The sequence below is a fragment of the Pseudomonas sp. 65/3-MNA-CIBAN-0223 genome, from assembly GCF_040310425.1.
GTDB classification, from domain to species: Bacteria; Pseudomonadota; Gammaproteobacteria; order Pseudomonadales; family Pseudomonadaceae; genus Aquipseudomonas; species Aquipseudomonas gregormendelii.
Window position 1 is genome coordinate 1 of sequence record NZ_JBEOPV010000079.1, and the last position, 316, is coordinate 316.

The 316-nt window shown below is 55.4% G+C and carries 1 pseudogene; it reads right to left on the reverse strand.

What is annotated here, in order from left to right:
- A pseudogene (locus AAEZ09_RS28000) lies at nucleotides 1-233 on the reverse strand (alkyl hydroperoxide reductase subunit F); the annotation flags it as partial.
- Nucleotides 234-316 lie beyond the last annotated feature (83 nt).

Sequence of the window (316 nt, forward strand, 5' to 3'; positions counted from 1 at the left end):
GCAAAACGCAGGCTGATGTTGCCGCCGATGCGGTTGAGCGAGAACGACGGCTTGCGTGCATCGTCGCCGTCGGTCTTCAGAGTGATCTTGTCGCTGAGGCTGGCGATGTCCTGCAGCAGGCTCAGCATTTCCTGGGACTTCTCGCCGTCATCAAGGGACGCGACGATCTCGAAGGGCTGGGTGACCTTCTCCAGGTAGGCTTTCAACTGGGTCTTGAGATTGGTGTCCAACATAAGCGATTTACCCCATCAAATGTGTTTGCGCTAAAGGCGCGGTAAGGTGAGTAACTTGATGGGTTAACCATACGCTTAGCAGG